Annotated in this window: 15 protein-coding genes and 3 rRNA genes; 9 read left to right on the forward strand and 9 right to left on the reverse strand. The window is 60.3% G+C overall.

From position 1 onward, the window contains the following. Positions 1-3 precede the first annotated feature (3 nt). Together ACSJJT_RS11870 and greA are read left to right on the forward strand one after the other, a co-directional pair. Positions 4-318 carry a hypothetical protein gene (locus ACSJJT_RS11870; protein ID WP_435918491.1) on the forward strand — a complete coding sequence of 105 codons (315 nt, stop codon included), beginning with the start codon at positions 4-6 and terminating at the stop codon, positions 316-318. Further along, positions 311-817 (forward strand): transcription elongation factor GreA, encoded by a 507-nt coding sequence (gene greA / locus ACSJJT_RS11875; protein ID WP_435918476.1) that lies wholly within the window; start codon positions 311-313, stop codon positions 815-817. Before ACSJJT_RS11870 ends, greA begins: the two co-directional genes overlap by 8 nt. 69 nt (positions 818-886) lie before the next feature. Here greA and ACSJJT_RS11880 read toward each other — a convergent pair whose 3' ends face one another. After that, positions 887-1873 carry a hypothetical protein gene (locus ACSJJT_RS11880; protein WP_435918477.1) on the reverse strand — a complete coding sequence of 329 codons (987 nt, stop codon included), beginning with the start codon at positions 1871-1873 and terminating at the stop codon, positions 887-889. Between the two features lie 27 nt (positions 1874-1900). Continuing rightward, positions 1901-3136: an AI-2E family transporter gene (locus ACSJJT_RS11885; protein WP_435918478.1), complete on the reverse strand. Its 1236-nt coding sequence runs from the start codon at positions 3134-3136 to the stop codon at positions 1901-1903. A 78-nt stretch (positions 3137-3214) separates the two neighbouring features. Here ACSJJT_RS11885 and ACSJJT_RS11890 point away from each other — a divergent pair, with 78 nt between their 5' ends. Further along, positions 3215-3919 carry a uracil-DNA glycosylase gene (locus ACSJJT_RS11890; RefSeq protein WP_435918479.1) on the forward strand — a complete coding sequence of 235 codons (705 nt, stop codon included), beginning with the start codon at positions 3215-3217 and terminating at the stop codon, positions 3917-3919. 29 nt (positions 3920-3948) lie between these two features. Here ACSJJT_RS11890 and ACSJJT_RS11895 read toward each other — a convergent pair whose 3' ends face one another. Continuing rightward, positions 3949-4053, reverse strand: coding sequence for a methionine/alanine import family NSS transporter small subunit (locus tag ACSJJT_RS11895; RefSeq protein ID WP_435918480.1), 105 nt, complete (start codon positions 4051-4053; stop codon positions 3949-3951). Further along, a complete protein-coding gene (locus ACSJJT_RS11900; RefSeq protein ID WP_435918481.1) occupies positions 4050-5669 on the reverse strand; it encodes a sodium-dependent transporter in 1620 nt (539 codons plus the stop codon). The genes ACSJJT_RS11895 and ACSJJT_RS11900 overlap by 4 nt, the downstream gene beginning before the upstream one ends. Before the next feature lie 147 nt (positions 5670-5816). On the opposite strand from ACSJJT_RS11900, the gene msrA reads away from it, so the two are divergent. The 4 genes from msrA to ACSJJT_RS11920 all read left to right on the forward strand — a co-directional run bounded on the left by msrA (position 5817) and on the right by ACSJJT_RS11920 (position 8420). Continuing rightward, positions 5817-6455: a peptide-methionine (S)-S-oxide reductase MsrA gene (gene msrA / locus ACSJJT_RS11905; RefSeq protein WP_435918482.1), complete on the forward strand. Its 639-nt coding sequence runs from the start codon at positions 5817-5819 to the stop codon at positions 6453-6455. Between the two features lie 533 nt (positions 6456-6988). Next, on the forward strand, positions 6989-7852 hold the full coding sequence (locus ACSJJT_RS11910; protein ID WP_435918483.1) for an aldo/keto reductase: 864 nt from the start codon (positions 6989-6991) through the stop codon (positions 7850-7852). A gap of 114 nt (positions 7853-7966) precedes the next feature. Further along, the gene (locus ACSJJT_RS11915) at positions 7967-8230 is read left to right on the forward strand and encodes an EamA family transporter (RefSeq protein ID WP_435918484.1); all 264 of its coding nucleotides are present in this window, start codon (positions 7967-7969) and stop codon (positions 8228-8230) included. After that, positions 8202-8420 carry an EamA family transporter gene (locus tag ACSJJT_RS11920; RefSeq protein ID WP_435918485.1) on the forward strand — a complete coding sequence of 73 codons (219 nt, stop codon included), beginning with the start codon at positions 8202-8204 and terminating at the stop codon, positions 8418-8420. Before ACSJJT_RS11915 ends, ACSJJT_RS11920 begins: the two co-directional genes overlap by 29 nt. A gap of 154 nt (positions 8421-8574) precedes the next feature. On the opposite strand, the gene ACSJJT_RS11925 is transcribed toward ACSJJT_RS11920, so the two are convergent. Then, the gene (locus ACSJJT_RS11925; RefSeq protein ID WP_435918486.1) at positions 8575-10563 is read right to left on the reverse strand and encodes an OPT family oligopeptide transporter; all 1989 of its coding nucleotides are present in this window, start codon (positions 10561-10563) and stop codon (positions 8575-8577) included. Between the two features lie 75 nt (positions 10564-10638). After that, entirely contained in the window at positions 10639-11070 is a 432-nt protein-coding gene (locus ACSJJT_RS11930; RefSeq protein ID WP_435918487.1) for a GtrA family protein, read from the reverse strand. A gap of 135 nt (positions 11071-11205) precedes the next feature. On the opposite strand from ACSJJT_RS11930, the gene ACSJJT_RS11935 reads away from it, so the two are divergent. Further along, on the forward strand, positions 11206-11721 hold the full coding sequence (locus ACSJJT_RS11935) for a GNAT family N-acetyltransferase (RefSeq protein WP_435918488.1): 516 nt from the start codon (positions 11206-11208) through the stop codon (positions 11719-11721). Between the two features lie 166 nt (positions 11722-11887). Here ACSJJT_RS11935 and rrf read toward each other — a convergent pair. The 3 genes from rrf to ACSJJT_RS11950 all read right to left on the reverse strand — a co-directional run bounded on the left by rrf (position 11888) and on the right by ACSJJT_RS11950 (position 16974). Beyond that, positions 11888-12004: ribosomal RNA gene (rrf, locus tag ACSJJT_RS11940) — 5S ribosomal RNA — on the reverse strand. 98 nt (positions 12005-12102) lie between these two features. After that, a 23S ribosomal RNA gene (locus ACSJJT_RS11945) occupies positions 12103-15185 on the reverse strand. A gap of 263 nt (positions 15186-15448) precedes the next feature. Beyond that, positions 15449-16974: ribosomal RNA gene (locus ACSJJT_RS11950) — 16S ribosomal RNA — on the reverse strand. The 16S, 23S and 5S rRNA genes sit together here, the layout of an rRNA operon. A 100-nt stretch (positions 16975-17074) precedes the next feature. On the opposite strand from ACSJJT_RS11950, the gene ACSJJT_RS11955 reads away from it, so the two are divergent. Next, positions 17075-17291: hypothetical protein (locus tag ACSJJT_RS11955; RefSeq protein ID WP_435916370.1), on the forward strand; the 217-nt coding region annotated here is incomplete at its 3' end.

Consider the following 17291-nt stretch of genomic DNA (forward strand, 5'->3'; position numbering starts at 1 on the left):
GCCCTGGGACACGACAGCCCACGTGTCGGCCCAACCAGCAGCCAGGATCACGTCCTCAACGACGAGGACCACGACCGCATCGCACGCCGCTACCCCACACAGCGTCGCGCCCCGTGGGTGATCCTCATCCTGGTGCTGGCCGCCTCCGGCGCTGACCACGTGCGCGTCGGGAAGATGCCGGTGACGTTCCCGGCAGACTCGTCAAAGGACGAGACGATCCACACCCCCATCACGGCCTTCTCGCCTGCCCTCACCGCTGAGCTGGACAAGTGCGGGCCCATTGAGGTGACACACGCGGTAAGATGTATTAATGCTTGAGTCCCAAGACACTGTGTGGCTGACCCAAGAGGCCTTCGACAAGCTCACTCAAGAGCTCGAGTACCTCAAGGGTGAGGGCCGCACCATCATTTCCACCAAGATTGCCGACGCCCGTTCCGAAGGCGACCTTTCCGAGAACGGCGGCTACCACGCTGCCCGGGAGGAGCAGGGACAGGCCGAGGCCCGCATCCGTCAGTTGGAGCAGATGCTGCGTAACGCCGAGGTGGGCGAAGCCCCGTCCTCTCCGGACGAGGTCGTGCCCGGTTCCAAGGTGACCGTCTGCTACTTCGACGACGAGTCCGACACTGACACCTTCCTGCTGGGATCGCGGCAGGTGATGGGACTCGACGATTCCGTCAACATCTCCGTCTACTCCCCGCAGTCCCCCCTCGGCGGCGCCGTTCTGGGTCATTCCAAGGGAGAATCAACCGAGTACAAGGCTCCCAACGGCAAGACGATCAAGGTGACGATCCTTGATGTCGAGCCGTTCCAGGAGTGACACACGTCCACAGACGTCATGAGGGCGGGGTGCCATGGCGCCCCGCCCTCATTGTGCTTTGTTACGGGCTCACATAGCGCGGACCGCGATCCGTCCGACCAGGCAGGTGAGGTCAAGACGGGCGGCTCCGGAACCCATGACGTACTCGTCGACATCTCCGCCCTCAGGCCAGGAGATCATGCCGGTCTGGGCCTTGCCACGAACCGAGACGTTGGACCCTCCGGCCAGCTTGACCAGTAGATTGCCCGACTCGACGCGGATCTGGGAACGGCCACTGTCGATGCATCCGGTGATGGTGCCGCTTCCAGCCTGGAAGAGACCGTCCTCCAACCGATGGACGCCGTCGATCTCGGTGACGCCAGCCGTGACGCGCACCCGCCCGAGGTGCTGCACGCCAGTGGCATGCACCGAGCCGCCCGACAGCTCGATGTCAACGGGTAGATCGGGATGCACCCGGACCGTCACCTCCCGTCCCAGACCGAGATCCTTGACCCCGTCCATGTCAGCCGGGAGTCGGAACCTCTTGAGGACGCCCAGGTCAGGGGCGAGGTGACCTTCAATACCGACCTCGACGACGCGTCCGATCCGCCGGCGGGTGTGCTTGCCCTCGATCTGCAGACCGGAGACCGAGCGGTCCCCGACAAGACGGATGCGACGTCCGGTGCAGTTCAGACGGACACGGTCCAGATCGGTCGCGACGTCAACGTTCTTCTGTGGTTCGCTCTCGCCACTGGCGCGACGCGGTCCTGGCGACATCGTCGAGGCGACTGTCTCACCGACGCTCTCTGCCACCCCAGAAACCATGCGCCAGGCGGAGCGAAGCCCCTCCTTGGCCTCCGGAGGAATGGTGAAACCGCCCAGGGGGCCCTTGTCATCTGCGAAAGTCTCGTCTTCGGACGCCCCGCGACGGGGCCCGGTGCCTTCGTCGGGGCCGCTGGTGCTCCCAGATGCGGGCTTCTCCTGTCCTCCAGCAGCCGCGATACGGCGGTTGGCCTCGGCGGTGTCAATCCTCCCGGCAACAAGGTCCTCGAGGATGGCGGTGATATCAGCGCTCATGACATCAACTTTACGGGGGAGCCCAACTCACGTGTGTTCGGCAGCGAGGTCGTCCGGGCGTGGCGGGACCTCATCTTCCGGGGTCTCGGGGCTCAGCGCTTTGATGAAGGCCACGCCGAAGGCAACGATCGGGATGGCGAACAGGGCACCCACGATCCCAGAGATGATGGCGCCGACCGCGATACCGACCAGCACGATGAGCGGGTGGATCGAGACTGCCTTGCCCAGCAGGAAAGGCTGCAGGACGTGTCCCTCGATCTGCATGACGGCAACGAAGACGATCAGCATGATGACGGCCTTGAAGAAGCCCAGGGTCACCAGTACCACACCGACCGCGACGACGCCGGCCGTCAGCGCACCGACAATCGGTACGAAGGCGAGGATGAAGGTCAGGGCACCAATCGCAACCGACATCGATGAACCGATGATGGCCGCTCCAATGCCGGCTCCCAGGCCGTCCACGAAAGCAACGATGACGGCGGCTCGCACGTAGGCCACCAGGGCGACCCAGCCACGCTTGGCTGCATCGAGGATCTTGACGCGATGCTCACGCGGAATGAGAACAGCCGTCTTCTCAGCCAGGGTGTCTCCCTCGTACACGAAGAAGAAGGTGGCGAAGAGGGCCATGACGAGTCCCGCTGCGAAACGGCCGATCTGGGTTCCGGCGGCAGCCGCAGCCGAGGCGATACGTCCCTGGGATCCAGCCATGGCGGTCTCGGCCTTGTGCACGAGGTCATTGAGCTGGGCCTTGTCGGTGTGCAGGGGGCTGTCGGCCAGCCATGCCAGGGCCTGCTTGAAGCTCGCAACCGCCTGATTGCCCAATTCCCGCCACTGCATCGCAATCTGGGCGCCGACGAGGGTAAACACGCCGCCGACCAGGATGATGAGCAGCAGCAGGCAGATCCCCGAGGCAATGCCTCGGTGGATGTGATGGTGCGACAACCAGTTCGCCAGCGGCCACATGGCTGCCGTCAGCATCAGGGCCACCGCGACGGGCACTGACACCTCGGACGCAGCGTGAAGCACCTGGTAAAGCCCATAGATGAAGACCGCGATGACCATGAGACGCCAGCACCATCCAGCGGCGGTACGTACACCGTTGGGAATGTCTTCGGCCGGGGTGCCCGTCGCCGTGACGGACTGAGAAACTGGCACGGCCACCTCCTGACCGACAGCGGTCTCAATCGTCTCCCCCTCAGCGCCGGCACACGGGGAAACTCGTGTCGGGTCTGGGGCCTTCTTGCCCGAGCCGAATAGCTTCATGGCATCCTTCCGGAATTGTGAGACGGGTCGTGGCCCCGGAACGCGTCTACGCAGTGTAGCGTCTGGCACGTCAACCGTATGATCCATCTGGAGGTCACCGTGGTAGCCCGTCCCCTTGCCGCATTGGTCGCCCCCGACTGGGCAGAGGCGTTGACGCAGGTGGAACCACGCATCCATGAGATGGGGAACTTCCTACGCGCCGAGACAGCTGCCGGACGAGGTTTCCTGCCTCACGGGGATCGCATCCTGCGCGCTTTTTCCCGTCCCATGGCGAATGTTCGAGTACTCATCGTCGGTCAGGACCCCTACCCGACACCTGGCCACCCCGTCGGCCTGAGTTTCTCGGTGGAGCGCGACGTGCGTCCGTTGCCACGGTCGCTGCAGAACATCTACGCTGAATTGCAGTCCGACCTGGGAATTGACCCTTGCGAGCATGGCGATCTCACCGGCTGGTTCGAGCAGGGAGTGTTGCTCCTCAACAGGTGCCTCACCGTCCAGCCGGGCCGGCCCGCCTCGCATCGCGGTAAGGGGTGGGAGGAGGTCACCCAGACCGCCATCGAGGCCTTGGCGGCGCGTGGTGGTCCGCTGGTGGCCATTTTGTGGGGACGCGACGCGCAATCCTTGGAACCCATGTTGGACAAGGTCCCGATCATCAAGTCGTCACACCCCTCCCCCATGTCGGCCCGATACGGCTTCTTCGGGTCTCGACCTTTCAGCCGTACCAACGACTTGCTGGTACGGCAAGGAGCCGACCCGATCGACTGGGATCTTTCCTCCCACTGATCGGGCCGGCCCCTCACGCCGGCGGGGTGTCAGTCTTGCTCGGGATGGCGGAACAGGGAGACGGCTGATGCAGCCAACCCGCCCCACACCGTGAGCATCGCGATGATCATCATGACGATGGCAGATCCACTCATAACAACGCTCCTTCCTGAGATGCCTGGGCATTCGCCCGAGCGAGCTCTTCCTCGTGAGTGAGCTCGTGGTGAATGGCCGAGCGGTTCGGCCACGGGATGAGGGACAGCACGATTGCCAGCACGACGACGAGGACCGACACTCCCCATCCGAAGAGTCCGACGAAGTTGCCGGGCATTCCGCCGTAACCCTTGGTGGAGACGGTGACGATCTCAGTGATCCACAGGCCCAGCAGGACCAGTGGGGCGACGACGCCGACCAGGGCCATCCATACCTTGTTGACCTTGAACGAGGAGTACTCGTTGAGGTGGTCGCGCAGCACCGGGAGCTTGCGCAGCGCCCAGGTGATGACGAGGCAGGCCAGCAGAGCGACACCGACGATGCCGATGTTGTTGATGAAGTGGTCGGTGACGTCGAGCAGGTTGAGGCCCGTCGTCGTCGGGAAGAGAACGATCGACGCAACAGCCGTCACGCCACCGATGACCCAGGTTGCCGCAACTCGCGTCATGCCGGTCTTCTCACGGAAGGCGGCGATGACGACCTCCAGCAGGCTGATCATCGACGTGATGCCGGCGAAGACCAAGGAGACGAAGAAGAGCACGCCCATGATCGGTCCAACAGCACCCGCCTGGCTGATGATCTGTGGGAACGCGATGAACGCCAGGCCGATTCCCGAGCCAGCAACCTCGCTCACCGGCTTGCCGGAGGCGGTTGCCATGAAGCCCAGGGCGGCGAAGACGCCGAGGCCAGCCAGGATTTCGAACGAGGAGTTGGCGAACCCGACGACCAGGCCGGAACCTGTCAGGTCAGACTTCGGCTTGAGGTAGGAGGCATAAGTCACCATGATGCCGAATCCCACTGACAGGGAGAAGAAGATCTGGCCGTAGGCGGCCATCCACACCTGGTAGTTCCCCAACGCATTCCACGCCGGGGTGAACAGGGCGTCAAGGCCAGTCGATGCGCCGTCCAGGGTGAGGGCGACGATGACCAGTGCGATGAACATCACCGCGAGGATCGGCATGAAGACCCACGAGGCGCGGGTGATGCCTTTCTCGACGCCGGTGGCCATGATGGCCAACACGACGAGCCACAGGATCAGCAACGGCCAGAAGACTCCGGGCACGAAGTGGAACTCGACGTCAATGTTGCTGGCCACGTGCAGGAAGCTGCCTGTGAGGAATCCCTCGGGGTCGTCCCCCCATGCCTTCGTCACCGAGAACCCGACATAGCGAATGGCCCAGGCGATGATGGCGGCGTAGTAGATGACGATCACCCAACAGATGAGGGTCTGCCACCATCCGATGGCCTCCGTGCGCTTGTTGAGACGACGCAAGGCCATGGGCGGCGAGCCACGGAACTTGTGTCCGACGGCATAGTCGAGGAAGAGCAGCGGGATACCGGCCGTCAGCAGCGCAATCAGATAGGGCACGATGAAGGCTCCGCCGCCATTGCTGTAGGCGACGTAGGGGAACCTCCAGATATTTCCCAGCCCGACGGCGGAACCAACCGCAGCGATGAGGAAGGCTCCCCGGCCGGTGAAACTCTCACGCCGCTGGGGCTTTCCAATGGTGGTTCCGTCACCTGCAACGGTCGCGCCAGGCTGCGCGGGGTCAGACATGTTGATCCTTTCCACCGGTGAACTTTGACCCCCAGTCTCACATGGTGATGAGGTGGGATCAGATCATGGACCACACATTGAGATAACAGGAATTGATCCGAGCCGATGTCCGTTACACCCGTGTCGACGTCGTGAGGAAAGGGACGCATGAACAAGAACGAGATGGTCTCACCCGACAACGCCTTGCCCGGAGGCCGAACCCCAGTGTTGGAAATGCCGTTCTTCCACCGCGTGACTGGGGACCGGCTCGACCGCTCCTTCCCCGGCTCCGAGACGATTTACCTGGCCATGGGGTGTTTCTGGGGAGCCGAGAAGCTGTTCTGGAACAATGACGGGGTGCTGCAAACCGCCGTTGGTTACATGGGCGGTTTCACTCCCAACCCCACCTACCGGGAGGTGTGTACCGGACGCACTGGGCACGCCGAAACCGTCCGGGTCACCTACGACCCGACCAAAATCTCCACCGAGGAGATCCTCACCCTCTTCATGGAGAACCACGACCCCACCCAGGGGATGCGTCAGGGCAACGACGTCGGTACCCAGTACCGCTCGGCGATCTGGTGCACCACCACCGAGCAGTTCATGGCGGCCACCACCCTCAGGGGGTCCTTCCAGGCCAACCTGCTCAATGCCGGGTACGGGGAGATCACGACGACCATCTCGATGGCCAACGGCGTGGAGTTCTTCCTGGCTGAGGCCGAGCATCAGCAGTACCTCGAGGACAATCCGATGGGCTACGCATGCGACCATCGGACTGGGGTCTCATGCGCACCACATGGCCTATGACCTGGTCCCACATTGTGCTTTTCGCCACATGACCGGGCGTTACTCACGTACGCTTCGGGCATGACGCCCGCAAGTGAGGCGAGCCGAGCTGGGAGGCGGAGGGGCGGCTCAGGAATGTCTCTGTGGCTCCTGAGCTACCATGACTCGATACCAAACTGGCAGCCCGAGCCGATTATGACCATCGTTGCAACGCCGCGATGGTTACCCTCGAAGATATGGTGACCTTCGAAGATTCTGTGGTGGCTGGCCGAACCCCCCGATTGCCCTGGCCACGGAACAACGAGTGAGGTCGAGGCTGTGGTCACCTTCAGCGCGGCTGGCGTGCTCTGAGGAATCGAGCTTCTCAATGTATCTGTGCAACTGCCTGTCCACCGACCGCCTACAGACCAATCAACGCCACCAATGCCCTCGTGTACCATGACTGCTTTCACAGCTGTCGGGGAATCCTTTCGGCTATCGCCCCGTCCACGCAACCGGGGTGTCCCCCGCGCGGGCATGATGGACATGACCACCCATCGAGGAGGATTGAACACATGAAGTACCGCACGATCGGACCCTTCCGTGCCTCTGCCATCGCCTATGGCTCGATGCCGTTGTCGATCGAGGGGCGCCCGGACCGCGAGACCGCGATCAAGGTCCTCCATGACGTCCTGGACGCTGGATGTACCCACATCGACACTGCGTGGGCCTACTACACCTCCGGTGGCGAGGAGCAGTACGGCGAGAAGCTCGTGGCCGACGCCTTGGAATCCTGGCACGGCGATCGCTCGACGATCTCGGTGGCCACCAAGGTCGGCCACTACCGCTGCTTCAACGATGCCGGAGAGGCCGTCTGGGACGTTGACGGTTCCCCGGAGAGACTGCGCCGTGACGCCACGCTCTCGGCCGAGGCCCTGCGCACCGACCAGATCGACCTGCTCTACCTGCACCGTCCTGACCCGAAGGTCGAGTACGAGGAGATGGTGAGAACTCTGGCAGGCATCCTCGACGACGGCCTGGCCCGAACCGCTGGCATCTCGAATGCCAGCACCGACCAGATCCAGCTTGCCCAAAGCATTCTCGGAGATCGTCTGGTGGCCGTGCAGAACCAGTTCTCTCCCGGCTTCTTGTCCTCACGGCACGAGCTGGAGTTGTGCGGAGAACTCGGTCTGGCATTCGTCGCGTGGAGCCCGCTGGGTGGTTACCGCCGTCCCCTCAAGGAGGACGCATTCACCGCCTTCCAACGCGTCGCCGATGAGCGTGGGGTCAGTCGGGCCCAGGTCATCTTGGCCTGGGAGCTGGCCCAGGGCGATCACGTCGTCCCGATCCCGGGATCTCACCGCTCGGAGACGATCCTCGACTCCTTCAAGGCCGTCGATCTCTCCCTGACCGACGAGGAGCTCGCTCGGCTTCCCTGACGATCACCCTGTGGCGGATGTGTCGATGCACCCGGTGGCCATGACATGATCCCCGGGTGCATGACGACGTGGAGGCAAGACGGGGACTGACGACCGGTATCGCCCTCTAACCTCATGTGGGGGTTCTTCCCCCCTCTACTTCCGGTTGCTGGAGCGTCCAGGGCCTTCGGCATCGGCATCGTTGCCGTCGTCGTCCTCATGCCGGGTCATTCTTCCACGCCGCTCATCTCGCTGGGGCTGGCGATGAGTTTCGGATTCCACGGCCTGGTCAAGAAGGTGCTCGGGGTCACGGTGAACCCCACCGTCGGACTCACTGTCGGGACTCTGGCAACCACTCCCCTGGCTTTTGGTGTACATCGAGTGGGTCGTCGCCCATGAAGAATCCACCTTCACCGGCTCCTACAGCCTGTTGCTTGTCAGCGCCGGCATCCTGACGGCGGTTCCACTGCCGATGTTCGCTTTCACGACCTCCCGCATCAGCCTGACGACGTTGGGAATCCTGCAGTACATCGCACCGATCCTGCAGTTCCTGGTGGGGCTGCTCATCTTCGGCGAGCAGATGCCCTGACAACGCCGGGTCAGGTTCTCCCTGGTCTGAATTGCTGTCGTGATGTTCTCGGCAGAAGGACTCATCCCGTGGTACGACGCGAACGATGACGCCGTCACAGAATGGCGCATGGGGCCACCGGAATCCTCCGGTGGCCCCATGCGTCGTTCCCAGATCAGGCTTCGACGCGCTCATTCGCCTCGCGCTTGGTCCACTGGTAGAGGACCGCGAGTGCAGCGACGAAGACGACGACGCCGACGATCCCGGCGCCACTGTCCCAGGACTCTGGCGCAATCGCGATGGCCTCCTCGGAACCCGCGGCCGCGATCATCGCAGCGTAGATGACGCCGAAGATCGACTCTCCGACGATCAGGCCCGTAGCCAGCAGGATGCCGGTGCGCTTCTTGCCCTCGGCGTCGCCGCCGGTGTGAGCAGCCCACTTGTCGAACAGCCAACCGAGGGCAGCACCGATCGGAATGGTCAGCGACAGTGTCATCGGCAGGTACATGCCCATGCCGACAGCCAGCGGGGGAAGCGAGAACTTCTTGGTGGTGTGGGTGAAGATCTCGTCGACGACGATCACACCGGCGCCGATCAGTGCGCCGATCCCCATCAGACCCCAGTCCAAGGAGCCGCCGAAGACGCCGGTGGCCAGGGATGAGATGAGGGTGGCCTGCGGGGCCTGCAGAGCGTTCGGTCCGGCACCCGGAGCGCCCTGGAACCCGAAGGCGGTCTGCATGAGCTGCATGACGGGCGGGATGATCGCCGATCCGAAGACGACACCGATGATGAGGGCGACCTGCTGTTTCCAGGGGGTGGAGCCGACCAGCTGGCCGGTCTTGAGGTCCTGCAGGTTGTCATTCGAGATCGTCGCGATACCGAAGACGATAGACGCAGTGAACAGGGTGTACGCCACCAGCTTGACGGTCTCGTCGCCACCGACAGCACCGTAGGTGAGTTTGATGAGCAGGGCGGCCACCAGGACGACGAGGATACCGACACCGGATATCGGGCTGTTAGAGGCACCAATGAGGCCGGCCATGTAGCCACAGACCGACGCAACCGCCAGGCCAACGAGCAGGATGAAGACCAGGCTGACGATGATGACGCCGGTCATGGACCTCGAGACCACCATGTCACGGGCAAATCCCCACAGCATGAACCCGATCGGGATCATCGAGAGCAGCACGACGGTCAGGACGACCGACACCGGCAGGTCGCGCTCGGTGAGCGGGACTTCGCCACCCTCATGACGAGTCTTCGAAGACCTTACAGAAGCGTTAATGCCCTTGGTGATGGGCCCGATGACCTTGACGAGGGTCCAAATGGCAGCCACACCGATCGTGCCGGCGCCGACGAAGCGCACGTCGCTGGTGAAGACCTCCTTGATGACGTCGAGGTTGCCACCGACCTTGCCGGAAACTCGCCAGGGCAGGATTGCCCCGTAGGAGATGATGATGCCGACGAGCATGGCTGCCGCGACGGCGACACCGACGAGGTGACCGACGCCGATGAGGGCCATCGACATGCTCACCCCAACCATCGAGCCACTGCTGTTGCCGACCTTGAAAGGCTTGGTGAGAGCTGACTTCACCAGCTTGACGTCAGACAGCAGCGCGTATCCGGCAGACACCAAGGAGCCGACGATGATGACCCGCAGACCCACCTTGTTGGCCTCGGCTGCACCCGCGGAATCGCCAACCTTGAGGACCTCAGCACCAGCAACGCCTTCCGGGTAAGGAAGGTCGGAGCCGGTGACGAGAGCTCGTCGCAGCGGGATGGAGTACATGACGCCGAGGATGCCACCCACCAGACAGATTGCGAGGGTGGTCCAGTACGGGAATCCCGTCCACCAACCGACCATGATGAGGCCTGGCAGCACGAAGATGATTGCGGAAAGGGTTCCAGCAGCCGAGGCAATCGTCTGGACGATGTTGTTCTCTGCAACCGAGTGCCCCTTGAAGTGGCGCAACACAGCCATCGAGATGACAGCTGCCGGAATTGACGTGGCGAAGGTCAGGCCGACCTTGAGCCCGAGATACACGTTCGCCGCGGTGAATACCAACGTCATGAGGCCACCGAGGATGATGCCCCGGAGCGTTAATTCACGTACTGATGACCCTGACGGCTCGGCCGACGTGGATGCGCTCGATAGGTCAGACATGCTCCCCTTCTTCCGTAGGTTGACCTGACTACTATGCCACCGTCAGGGCCCCAAAGGTATACAGGGCGCGGCCAGTCACGCCAATTGCCGTCTTCCAGATTTCGGAAAGACCCAAAGGCTCAGCATGAAATAGACGTACAGGCCTTCAACACACGCAGCGGTGAAGCGAGCAAGTTCGAAATGAACACCTATGTGTTCCAAGAAGGACGAGAACCCCAGGGTGAGACAGACGTAATTGGTCACCATCGTGATGACGTAGCGACCGCCCTGACGGCTCAGATTACCGTGAGACTGAAAATTCAGCCACTTGTTGACGACAAAGGAGTAGATGGCCGACAGCCCGTATCCGAGCGACACCGAAATCGGGTACGGCATTCCGACGCCGCGGAAGAAGACGGCAAGCAGGCTCATATCGATGAGGAACCCGAGTCCGTTGATGATGCAGTAGCCGATGAAGGTGACGGGGAGCCCTGACAGCGGGAAGGGCAGGGCGGAGTGAATCGTCAAGCAACCTCTGGCAAAGACGCGAGGGGCAGAGCGACGGGAAGTCCTCCTGTCGCGGATTCGCTTCACACTCGTCGCCACGAATCCATTTTTACAGTTGGATCAAGGAGCGTCGCCACCGGCCGATACCCTGAGGGCATGGCCACAGCACGACGCGCGACCACAGCTGACCTTCCGCTCATGGTCCATGTGCTGCGCCACGCGGCCGGCGGGATATCGGAACCACTAGACGTCAAGGAATGCCAAACCAATCCAGCCATCGCCCATTACATCAACGGTTGGACCCCGGACCAGATCGGGATGATCTGTTTCGCCGATGGATCCCCCATCGGGGCAGCTTGGTTACGAAACCTGCCGGCCTGCGATCCCGGTTATGGTTTCGTCGCCCCGGGTATCCCAGAATTGACCATGGCCATCTCTCCTCAGCAGCGCGGTCGGGGCCACGGTGGGTATCTCCTGGACAGCCTCCTCGCCGAATGCCACCGCCACGGCACCCGTGCCGTGAGCCTAAGCGTTGACGCCGCAAATAGACCAGCCATGACCATCTATCGCAAGGCTGGATTCGTTGAGGTCTCCACCGAAAACAATCACCTGACGATGCTTCGCGTCAACGGTAGCCCGGCGGAATCCCAACCGCACTCAATCCGTACCTGACCAACGCAAAAACCACCGATACATCAACATATGCTGGGGGGTCTTATGTGTTGGTGTGGGGGCGCATAGAAAAGAAAAGGAAAGGAAAGGAAAGGAAAAAAGACTGAGGGTGTGGGGAAGAATCATATTCTTCCCCACACCCTCTGTTTTTCATGAAATGAATTGAGTCCGGCAGTGTCTTACTCTCCCACATGATCCCTCATGCAGTACCATCAGCGCTGGAAGGCTTAACTACCGGGTTCGGTATGGGACCGGGTGTTTCCCTTCCGCCATGACCACCGGAAAACTATGGGGCCAGTCAGGCTTGGCGCAACCCCGCGTGGGGGCTGGGAGCCGTACAGTGGATGCGACACAACACCATTCTTGACGTCTCAAAACAGAATGTGTAAGTCCTCGGTCTATTAGTACCAGTCAGCTCCACACCTTACGATGCGTCCACGCCTGGCCTATCAACCCGGTCGTCTACCGGAGACCTTACCAGAAACCTGTAGGAACCCTCATCTTGAAGCATGCTTCCCGCTTAGATGCTTTCAGCGGTTATCACGACCCGACGTAGCCAACCAGCCATGCTCTTGGCAGAACAACTGGCACACCAGAGGTCAGTCCGTCCCGGTCCTCTCGTACTAAGGACAGCCCTTCTCAAGATTCCTCCGCGCGCAGCGGATAGGGACCGAACTGTCTCACGACGTTCTGAACCCAGCTCGCGTGCCGCTTTAATGGGCGAACAGCCCAACCCTTGGGACCGACTCCAGCCCCAGGATGCGACGAGCCGACATCGAGGTGCCAAACCATGCCGTCGCTATGAGCGCTCGGGCAAGATCAGCCTGTTATCCCCGGGGTACCTTTTATCCGTTGAGTGACGGCGCGTCCACAAGCCACCGTCAGATCACTAGTCCCGACTTTCGTCCCTGCTCGACCTGTCAGTCTCACAGTCAAGCCCCCTTGTGCACTTACACTCACCACCTGATTACCAACCAGGATGAGGGAACCTTTGGGCGCCTCCGTTACCTTTTAGGAGGCGACCGCCCCAGTCAAACTACCCATCAGGCACTGTCCCTGAACCGGATCACGGCCCAAAGTGAGATAACCAGAACGACCAGAGTGGTATTTCAACAATGACTCCACAACCACTGGCGTGGCCACTTCACAGTCTCCCACCTATCCTACACAAGTCGTCCCAATCACCAATACCAAACTATAGTAAAGGTCCCGGGGTCTTTCCGTCCTGCTGCGCGTAACGAGCATCTTTACTCGTAATGCAATTTCACCGAGTTCATGGTGGAGACAGTAGGGAAATCGTTACTCCATTCGTGCAGGTCGGAACTTACCCGACAAGGAATTTCGCTACCTTAGGATGGTTATAGTTACCACCGCCGTTTACTGGGGCTTAAGTTCACCGCTTCGCACACGCTAACAGTTCCCCTTAACCTTCCAGCACCGGGCAGGAGTCAGTCCGTATACATCGTCTTACGACTTCGCACGGACCTGTGTTTTTGGTAAACAGTCGTTTCCCCCTGGTCTCTGCGCCCCTCACCGCAACCACCAGCACGTGGCAGCAACAGCTCAGGTCCCCCTTATCCCGAAGTTACGAGGGCATTTTGCCGAGTTCCTTCACCATGATGATCTCGATCGCCTCGGTATACTCTACCTATCCACCAGTGTCGGTTTAGGGTACGGGCGGACCAGCCACCTCGCTCACGAAGCTTTTCTCGACAGTACAGGATCACTCACTCACCCACACACATGGGCTCGCCATCATGCCTCAACCACACACCCGGCGGATTTACCTACCAGACGGTCCACACATTTAGCCCCGGACAACCATCGCCGGGGATGAGCTACCTCCCTGCGTCCCTCCGCAGCTTGCCTACTACATGATCGGTTCACACACTCACCACACCACCACAACATCAACGATGCCACAATGGCAGGCTCGCACGCTTAGCATCACACACCTCGACACGAACGGTGACAAGCCGGTACCAGAATATCAACTGGTTATCCATCGACTACGCCTGTCGGCCTCGCCTTAGGTCCCGACTCACCCAGGGCAGATTAACTTGACCCTGGAACCCTTGGATAATCGGCGGACGGGTTTCCCACCCGTCATTCGCTACTCATGCCTGCATTCTCACTCCCGCACAATCCACCACACGGTCACCCGGCAGCTTCACCTCACACAGGACGCTCCCCTACCCAAACCCACACAGGGTCTGCCACAGCTTCGGCGGATAACTTAAGCCCCGCTACATTGTCGGCGCGGAATCACTTGACCAGTGAGCTATTACGCACTCTTTCAAGGATGGCTGCTTCCAAGCCAACCTCCTGGCTGTCTACGCAACTCCACATCCTTTTCCACTGAGTCACCACTTAGGGGCCTTAGCTGATGATCTGGGCTGTTTCCCTCTCGACGACGAAGCTTATCCCCCGCCGTCTCACTGCCACGCTCACACTTGCCGGCATTCGGAGTTTGGCTGATTTCGGTAAGCTGATAGGCCCCCTAGACCATCCAGTGCTCTACCTCCGACAAGAACCACGCAACGCTGCACCTAAATGCATTTCGGGGAGAACCAGCTATCACGGTGTTTGATTGGCCTTTCACCCCTATCCACAACTCATCCCCTCCATTTTCAACTGAAGTGGGTTCGGACCTCCACGACGTCTTACCGACGCTTCATCCTGGCCATGGATAGATCACACCGCTTCGGGTCTAGAACACGCGACTAGCGCCCTTATCGGACTCGCTTTCGCTACGACTCCCCCACACAGGTTAACCTCGCCACGCATCACTAACTCGCAGGCTCATTCTTCAAAAGGCACGCCATCACCCCACAAGGCTCTGACGGCTTGTATGCGACCGGTTTCAGGTACTATTTCACTCCCCTCCCGGGGTACTTTTCACCATTCCCTCACGGTACTCATCCACTATCGGTCACCAAGGAGTATTTAGGCTTGACGAGTGGTCCCGCCAGATTCACGCAAAATTCCACGAGTTCCACGCTACTTGGGGCAACCCTCACCAGTGCCACGCTTACAGTTACGGGACTCTCACCCACTCCGGTACGCCTTCCCAGACGCTTCACCTTCACGCAACATTTATCACTGGCCGATCCTGCGGCAGCAGAACCCAAAGGCCCCCACAACCCCGCACATGCAACACCTGCCGGCTTGAACACACACACGGTTTGGCCTCCTCCGCTTTCGCTCGCCACTACTCACGGAATCACAATTGTTTTCTCTTCCTACGGGTACTAAGATGTTTCACTTCCCCGCGTTACCTCCCACACCCCTATACATTCAGGGCAGGGCCACCGGACACTACTCCGGACATTCCAGGTTTCCCCATTCGGACACCCCCGGATCACAGCTCGTTTACCAACTCCCCAGGGCTTATCGCAGGTTACAACGTCCTTCATCGGCTCTTGGTGCCAAGGCATCCACCGATCGCACTACACAACTTACACAACACAAAACACAAAAATAATAAGATGCTCGCATCCACTATACAGTTCTCAACCACCACACGAATCAACACCACACCCACCACACAGCAGACGCAGCATCACCGCACCAGGCCACCACACACAGTGTGATACCCCAGAACCCCAACAGCATGCCTAAGACCCTGCCACAACACACAGGACGCCAATACTCCACAAGAAGCCAACCCATCCACCAACGCCCCACACGAGACGCACTGAATGAGCCCTTACAAAACGCTCCTTAGAAAGGAGGTGATCCAGCCGCACCTTCCGGTACGGCTACCTTGTTACGACTTAGTCCTAATCACCAGTCCCACCTTCGACGACTCCCCCACACAACGTGTTAGGCCACCGGCTTCGGGTGTTACCGACTTTCATGACTTGACGGGCGGTGTGTACAAGCCCCGGGAACGTATTCACCGCAGCGTTGCTGATCTGCGATTACTAGCGACTCCGACTTCATGAGGTCGAGTTGCAGACCCCAATCCGAACTGAGACCGGCTTTCCGAGATCCGCTCACCCTCACAGGCTCGCAACTCTTTGTACCGGCCATTGTAGCATGCGTGAAGCCCTGGACATAAGGGGCATGATGACTTGACGTCATCCCCACCTTCCTCCGAGTTGACCCCGGCGGTCTCCACTGAGTCCCCACCATAACGTGCTGGCAACAGTGAACGAGGGTTGCGCTCGTTGCGGGACTTAACCCAACATCTCACGACACGAGCTGACGACAGCCATGCACCACCTGTGAACCAGCCCCACAAGGAGGCGCACCCATCTCTGAGCACTCCCAGTCCATGTCAAACCCAGGTAAGGTTCTTCGCGTTGCATCGAATTAATCCGCATGCTCCGCCGCTTGTGCGGGGCCCCGTCAATTCCTTTGAGTTTTAGCCTTGCGGCCGTACTCCCCAGGCGGGGTACTTAATGCGTTAGCTACGGCACGGAATCCGTGGAATGGACCCCACACCTAGTACCCACCGTTTACAGCGTGGACTACCAGGGTATCTAAGCCTGTTCGCTCCCCACGCTTTCGCTCCTCAGCGTCAGGAAAGGTCCAGAGAACCGCCTTCGCCACTGGTGTTCCTCCTGATATCTGCGCATTCCACCGCTCCACCAGGAATTCCATTCTCCCCTACCTTCCTCAAGTCAACCCGTATCGAAAGCACGCTCAGGGTTAAGCCCCAAGTTTCCACTTCCGACGCGATCAACCACCTACGAGCCCTTTACGCCCAATAAATCCGGACAACGCTCGCACCCTACGTATCACCGCGGCTGCTGGCACGTAGTTAGCCGGTGCTTCTTCTACAGGTACCGTCACACAAGCTTCGTCCCTGCTGAAAGCGGTTTACAACCCGAAGGCCGTCATCCCGCACGCGGCGTTGCTGCATCAGGCTTGCGCCCATTGTGCAATATTCCCCACTGCTGCCTCCCGTAGGAGTCTGGGCCGTATCTCAGTCCCAATGTGGCCGGTCACCCTCTCAGGCCGGCTACCCGTCACCGCCTTGGTAGGCCACTACCCCACCAACAAACTGATAGGCCGCGAGCCCATCCACAACCACCGAAGCTTTCCAACCCCCACCATGCAGCAGGAGCACATATCCAGTATTAGCACCAGTTTCCCAGCGTTATCCCAAAGTTGTGGGCAGGTTACTCACGTGTTACTCACCCGTTCGCCACTCGAGTACCCCAAAAAGAGGCCTTTCCGTACGACTTGCATGTGTTAAGCACGCCGCCAGCGTTCGTCCTGAGCCAGGATCAAACTCTCCAATGAAAAAATATCACCCACCCCACACCACACAGGCACAGGGCAACGGTGTCAACATGAAGAATCCAAAACACTAACCCCAAACACTGACCAAAAAATCCAGTCCATGTCCAGAATCACAAAGGAATCCATAAACAAATCCGACACACCAAAAAGATGCATCAAAAAATCATTGACTATCAAAGACACACTGTTGAGTTCTCAAACATCACACCCACAGAACAACCCCACCAACAAGCAGGACCACCCCAAGGCGACCCGACCAACCCTACCACACCAAGCCCCGACACACAAAACCGAGACCAACCAGCAGAACCAGCCAC

Source organism: Cutibacterium nasicola (genome assembly GCF_051303185.1).
Classification (GTDB): Bacteria; Actinomycetota; Actinomycetes; order Propionibacteriales; family Propionibacteriaceae; genus Cutibacterium.